The organism is Bacillus sp. LR_5 (assembly GCF_042709275.1).
In genome coordinates, this window is record NZ_JAVAXX010000619.1 from 1 (window position 1) to 1087 (window position 1087).

Sequence of the window (1087 nt, forward strand, 5' to 3'; positions counted from 1 at the left end):
TGACAAGCTATAACATGTTTATTTTTATACGTTTATTGTATCTAGAAAACTCGAAACATGGAAGGTTTTTCTTAATATTTGTCGAAAATTGATGAAAATTGTCTTTTCCACTCGATAATTTTTGTTTTTGCTTCTTCTTTTGAGATTTTCTCTGTGACTTGCAATTCAAAAAGCTGATCTTTGCTATGACGGCTTGGTTCTAACAGGAATCTCAGCAACTCGTCAGCGACGTCGTTTGTGTAATAGCCGTCTTCCTCTGTTTCTTCTTTCCATGGCCCATACATTTTCGGCAGGATCACGGTTTTTTCCGAGCCTGTTTTTTCACGTTTTTCCCATTCTTTGCGGTCTTCTTCATATACTAAAATATAAGGAGAATCACATTGGTCTAAAGGCAAAAAACTTCCGAACTGGATACAAATTGTATCATACTTTTGATCTCCAATGTGTTCAAGCTGGCGAAAGAGTTCATTTCTCCCAAGCCACATGAGTCTTTCTTCTAAGTACATTTGTCTCATTTTATCTTCTGTTTCCGCCAGAACAACGTCAACATGTATGCCTTCATCCATCATTCGCTCACATAATGAAAGGCCGAAAAATTCGTCCGCACCTACAATCAGCGTTGATTCCATTGCATCTGCCGCCCTTCCGGTTTTTCATTTCCCAAAACAAAACAGCCTCCGCAAAAGAGAAGGCTGTTGTCATTATATTCTCTATAATTCTTTTTCATGACTGTGAAAGAATTTGCAAATTGATGCATAAATTCTGCTTGGATGCTCAAATAAATGAAATGTCATGTCGACCGGTGAGCCTTGCTTTTGCTGTTTTTCCTTGAAAACTTCTGCATGTACACTGTAGGGATATGGAGCTCCGGTCATACGCTGCCATATATGAACCGGTACGCCGCTCGGGTAGCTTTGAATTGTTTTATAACGAAGCGCTTCCGCTTCTTTTTCAGAAATTCCGTAGCTTTTCGATACTTCTTTCAAAAATTGTTTATAGAAAAATTTATTTTCTTTTTCCGATTCATACTGTGCCTGAAGATCGAGACAAGGATTCAACATAGCGGCGGAGCGGATCTGAGCCGGGG

Annotated in this window: 1 protein-coding gene and 1 pseudogene; both read right to left on the reverse strand. The window is 39.2% G+C overall.

The window, feature by feature from the left end; translation table 11 throughout:
• Positions 1-71: 71 nt before the first annotated feature.
• Positions 72-629, reverse strand: a complete 558-nt coding sequence (locus RAC86_RS39000; protein WP_032721343.1) for a hypothetical protein — start codon at positions 627-629, stop codon at positions 72-74.
• An 81-nt stretch (positions 630-710) separates the two neighbouring features.
• Positions 711-1087: pseudogene (locus RAC86_RS39005) on the reverse strand (hypothetical protein); the annotation flags it as partial.

Bases quoted from the DNA above. Each gene is read 5' to 3' on its own strand.
- RAC86_RS39000 (WP_032721343.1), bottom strand. From the start codon at position 629: ATGGAATCAACGCTGATTGTAGGTGCGGACGAATTTTTCGGCCTTTCA.